Source organism: Lacihabitans sp. CS3-21 (assembly GCF_024343675.1).
Lineage (GTDB): Bacteria > Bacteroidota > Bacteroidia > Cytophagales > Spirosomataceae > Leadbetterella.
Genome location: NZ_RJUD01000033.1, coordinates 1 through 5,669 on the forward strand (window position 1 = coordinate 1; position 5,669 = coordinate 5,669).

The following is a 5,669-nucleotide window of genomic DNA, read 5'->3' on the forward strand; positions in this document are numbered from 1 at the left end:
TACCTACAGCTGGGCACCAAGCGGTGGAACAGCTGCTACAGCGACAGGCTTAAGTGCAGGAACATATATTGTAACGGTAACCGATGCCAACGGATGTACAGCAACTCGAAGCTTTACCATTACCCAACCAACGGTTATCTCAATAAGTCCTTCACAAACGAATGTGAGTTGTAATGGTGGCAGCAATGGAACTGCGACAGTGCTTGCTTCTGGAGGTACGCCAAGCTATAGCTACAGTTGGGCACCAAGTGGCGGAACAGCTGCTACAGCGACAGGTCTAGCAGCAGGAGCTTACACTTGTACAATAACAGACGCAAACGGTTGTACAAAGACACAGAGTTTTACCATAACGCAACCCACGTTGCTTTCAATGAGTTCCTCTTCAAAAACTGATGTTACTTGCAATAGTTTAGGCTTAGCGAGTATGAATTTAGCAACAGGAGGTACGCCAAGCTATACCTACGATTGGACACCTGGGAATCCAGTAGGCGATGGTACAACATCAGTATCTGCTTTAACTGCAGGAACTTGGACTTGTACAGTTACTGATAATAATGGGTGCACTACTTTAGTATCTTTTGAGATCCTTAACAATACAAACCCTCCTACACCTTCGATAAGTGGAGCAGATAATTTAACCTGTGCGGTAACAAGTGTAACAAGAACCGCATCTGGCGGAGCATCATACAGCTGGTCAAATGGTTTAGGAAATACGGCATCCGTCAATATTGTAAACCCAGGTACTTACACGGTCACTGTCACGGGAGTAAATGGTTGCACTGCTACAGCTAGTACAGTTGTAACACAAGATATATTGGCTCCAATCCTATCAATAACTGGGACACAGAATTTAAGTTGTTCATCAACTACAGTTAGTAGAACAGCATCAGGTGCAGATACATATGTTTGGTCTAACTCCTTAGGCGGTTTAGCGTTGGCGAATATTTCCTTGGTTGGAATATATAAAGTTACGGGAACAACAGCAGCAAATGGCTGCAGTAGCACAGCCAGTACCGAAATTACATTTACAAATAACCTAATCATTGAAACTGACCCTATAAACGTTTCCATCTGTCAAGGAAACAATGTTACGTTCACTATTAAGACCAGCATTGAAAATGCGAATTACCAATGGGAGGTAAACACAGGTTCGGGATTTGCAGCAATAGCCGCAAGTATGGTATATACAGGACAAAATACGGCGACTTTGAGTTTAGCATTTCCACCTGTAGAATACAACGGCTACAAATACCGATGTGTAGTTAGTAAGAATAGTTGTACGATAACTTCAAACGCAGCCAACTTATCAATGTCAGGTTCAGCAGAGGCATTGAATATTGTAAATGTGAGTCCGATAAGTGGGGTTTATTCACAAACAGCAGTGGCTTATACGGTGGCCGTAAACAAAATTGAACCCAGTTCCAAAGTAAACTTTAAATCGGGTAATGCGATAGAGTTATTGCCAGGTTTTGAAACCAGGACCGGGGCAATATTCAGCACTAAAATAGAATCACCATGTGCGAACAATTCATCGAATAACACAAGTTTTGAAAACTTACCAAAAGAAATAAGAAAATGAGAAAGCCAATAAAGACGATGAAACGATTAGTAATAGTATTGATTTTTATGCTTTGCAATATACAAGCATTTTCAAAGACCTTGATTAGTTCAGCAAGTCAGGTAGGTACCACAAATAGCATAACGGTTAACTGGGGAGAGACTGATGTGACGATTAATTCACCAAGTGTAACGTTGAACAGGTATCAGATCAAATATAAGCCAGTGGGGGGCAGTGAGACTACCATTGATAATATTAGCAGTACATTAAGGACCTACACTATCGCGGGTTTAACATTAGGATTAACTTATGAAGTGGAGCTCATAGAAGTTATTAGGATAATTTTGCCTCCCTCACCTTACAATATTCTTCCATTTATTGATACCTCAATAAGTTCAGGAGTAAGTACTATAGCTACAAACGCAGCTCCAATTGCTGTTTGCACCCCGCTTACAGTACCACTAGGAAGCAATTGTATGGCCACAGTAACAGCAGCCCAGATAGGAGCAGGTTCAAGTGATCCTAATGGAGATGCCATAACTTACAGTATCAGTCCAATAGGCCCCTTTGGAGTAGGAACACACAGTGTTACACTTACCGTAATAGATATTTATGGAGCGAGCAATAGTTGTGTAAGTACTCTGACAGTCATAGATAGCGAAAGTCCCAAAGTACTACTGAAAGATGCGGTAGTGAACCTAAGTGCATCAGGAGTAGGTATACTGACACTGTCAGATATTAATGCTGGAATATCAGACAACTGCGGAGTGACGGGTGTTGAAATTAACAAGACCCAGTTTGGTTGTGGAGATATAGGTTTTCAGTGGGTGAGCGTGACAGCAAGAGATGCTGCAGGCAACACCACTACAGCTATGTGTAGGGTCAATATAAAGGATGTTTCAGCTCCACATGTGATTACAAAAAATGCTGTAATCAACCTCAATTTTGAAGGATACGCTCTTTTAGACCCCAAAGACATAGATGCAGGCAGTTGGGATTTATGTGGTTCGCATACCTTAAAACTCAGTAAATCTGTGTTTAGTTGTACTGAAGTTGGCAACAATTCCGTGACATTGATAGCAACTGATGCCGCTGGAAACGAATCAAGAGCAACAGCCAACGTGCTGATAATTGATAATATACCGCCATATTCCACGTCTAAAAATATCGACTTAGTAATTGACAAAAATGGTATACCTCAGCTTGGCCTTAATACACCTGGCTTGAATGTTTACGACGCCTGCGGTCTGAAATCTGTTACATTTTCAGAGCAACAACTGAGCTGTGAAGTCAAAACCAAGGATGTTAGAATCTCGGCCATCGACAAAAATAACAATTCCTCGAGTTTTGTAACTTCCGTAACACTGAAAGACAATATTTTGCCAGAAATAAAAACTAAACCTGTCACACTTTACCTGGGCAAAGACGGCAAAGCAAGCCTTACAGCAGCCATGATGAACAACGGCAGCACGGACAACTGTAAGATAGATTCTATTTATTTTTCAAAGAACAGCTTCACTTGTGAAAACATTGGCAAAGACAGTGTGACCTTTTTTGCAAAAGACAATTACGGCAATATCTCGATGAAAAGAGAGGGCATCACGGTCATAGACAGCATGGCACCGAGTATTCTCACCAAAGACTTCACGGTTACCTTGGATGCCCAAGGCAAAGGAATCTTGAAGGTAGAGGATATAGACAATGGCAGCACTGACAACTGCGGCATAAAGAGCAAAACATTGTCGAAAACAAGCTTTGACTGCACCAATGCAGGCAAGGTAGAAGTGACTTACACAGTAGAGGATAACAACGGAAACAAGGCAGAGAAGAAACTGCAAATCACAGTAGCTGAAAGCACCAAACCAACACTGAAACTGAAAGAGAACCTGAGTTTTAGTCTAGACAAAGATGGATTTGTAAAGCTAACAGCCACGCAAATAGTAGCAGAAGCTACGGACAATTGCGGTGTAAAACAGACGACCCTAAGCAAAGAAAGCTTCAACTGTAGCAATGTGGGCAAAATCGACATTACCGTTACCACAACCGATAACTCGGGTAACGTCACAACTGCTACAGCAAATATTACCATCACCGATAACCAAGGCAACTGTCTGTGTTCATACGCCATGTTGGCTTCAGAAAACATAGAGGTAAACGGCAGTTCGATAGAATATGGTGGACTCGGAACCTATCAGGCAGGCAAAACGATAAACCTGAGCAAAACGACTTTTGGTGCGGCCAATGTCTTCGTAAAATCGGATGTTTTGGTGGCAGATGCCCAACCGAGCTTGGTTATAAAAGGCATAGCACCAACACCGCTGGCTTTTGAAAGCAACGACAAAAGCACCCGTAAAAAGCTAAAAGTAAAAAACGGCAAAGAAGGCAGTTTTAGCGAAAATGACTTTGGCAAAGTAAAAATTGGCAAAAATGCTACATTAACTTACACAGGAAGCGGAGATGTGTTTTTCAAGACCTTGAAAATAAAGAAAGGAGGCAAACTTAACTTTGAACAAACGGCGAAAGTACACATCAAAACTTACACCAGACTTGGTCAAGAAATCACGATAAACGAAGGCCAAGAAAACGTAAAAATCTTTGCCACTAAGAATGTAGGTATAGAAAAAGGAAGCCAAATCAACGCCTATCTGCACAGCCAGGCTAGTATAGACATCAAGCATGCAGATGCAAGCAAAAAGACGACCATCAACGGTATTCTTATAGGGACCAAAATAAAATCGGGCAGCAACGTAGTACTCAAAGGCCAACCGACTGATTGTAGCAATAACGCTGCAGCAGCAACTAAAGAAGACAGTTTAGTAGCCAAAATAGATGAAGCTGAAACAGAATCGATGGAAGAAATTAGCAAAGAACCAATTACCGAAAAAATAAGCTTCGGACCAAATCCTAGCTCAGACTTTGTTAATATCAGCTTACCAAATATCAATAAAATCACGAATGTGAAAATTGGCATCAGAGACACCCAAGGCAGACTGCTTAGCATCCAAGAGGCGGTCGTAAACCCAACCAAAATGGATCTACAAGTAGACCTCAGAAAATTCGAAGTTGGATTATATCTGATAGAACTAAAAACCCCAAGCAACGAAAACACTATCAAAGTGCAGGTATTAAGGTAGTATTAAGATTTATTGCATTACTAATAAACACATCCTGAGGTTTTTTGGGTGTGTTTTTTAAATGAAAAAAACTTCTAAATAGAATTTCTCTGGAATATATAAATACAAAATCTCAAGTTAAATTCGCCAATTTTTGTATTACTTAGAATCGGAATGGATGGCTCACTTTCACTGGAATACACTTTTTTAGAAGAATATAGAATTTTTGAGTGTTTTGGTCTGATAAATCTTCAAAAAGGTCTAGAATAACAACAATTTGTTTTGCAGGTGGCTTTGAAGCTTATTTTGGATGTTGTTTAGTATTACTATTTCAGTGAACACACACCAAAAACAGCCTTATAGCCATTTATGAGGCCGAACACACCTCTGCACACAGGCTGTGTGCAATTGGTTAATTTAGAGTTTTTTGACCTATTTTAAAGGTGTGTGCAGAAAATTTAGTAAAAAAAAACACCCAAAAAATGAGTGTTTTACGGGTGATTTTACAAAAGGTTTTACAAAATGTTTTACCCTGGTATTTCAGGCCTATGGTATAGTTATTGGGGTCTCTTTTTGACTGAGACCCATATCCAAACTATAACTGCCAGTCCAACCGTTCCGATAAAAAAATATACAATACCTTTATCAATTTTTGTTTCTTCCTTATCCTGTTGAATTGGACGTGCTATTTTGTCAATCTTGGGCGGTTCATGATACTTTTCTATTATTTTGTTGAGGAGGTCTGACAAAGTCATTTTCTTTGACTCAGCTTCTTTTTGAAGTTTCAACTTTCGTTGCTCCGTAACTCGAAAATTGATGTTGGTGTCCTTGTTTGGTGTTGGTGTCATTTCTTTAAAATTTGAGTGTGAAAATTAATTAAATCAATATTCAGGTTGATAAAAAAGCTGTAATCCTTTGAGGAAAACTAATAGATGTTTCCATTACAGCCATTTTTTAAATTTTGTGTTTGTTTGTAAAAAGTAAACGATTCGGTTGAG

The 5,669-nt window shown here is 39.9% G+C and carries 3 protein-coding genes; 2 read left to right on the top strand and 1 reads right to left on the bottom strand.

What is annotated here, in order from left to right; translation table 11 throughout:
• On the top strand, positions 1-1,579 hold a 1,579-nt coding region (locus EGI24_RS14105), incomplete at its 5' end, for a SprB repeat-containing protein (RefSeq protein ID WP_255049101.1).
• On the top strand, positions 1,576-4,692 hold the full coding sequence (locus tag EGI24_RS14110) for a T9SS type A sorting domain-containing protein (RefSeq protein ID WP_255049102.1): 3,117 nt from the start codon (positions 1,576-1,578) through the stop codon (positions 4,690-4,692). The genes EGI24_RS14105 and EGI24_RS14110, both read left to right, overlap by 4 nt.
• Before the next feature lie 536 nt (positions 4,693-5,228).
• Here EGI24_RS14110 and EGI24_RS14115 read toward each other — a convergent pair.
• Positions 5,229-5,519 carry a hypothetical protein gene (locus EGI24_RS14115; protein ID WP_255049068.1) on the bottom strand — a complete coding sequence of 97 codons (291 nt, stop codon included), beginning with the start codon at positions 5,517-5,519 and terminating at the stop codon, positions 5,229-5,231.
• Positions 5,520-5,669 lie beyond the last annotated feature (150 nt).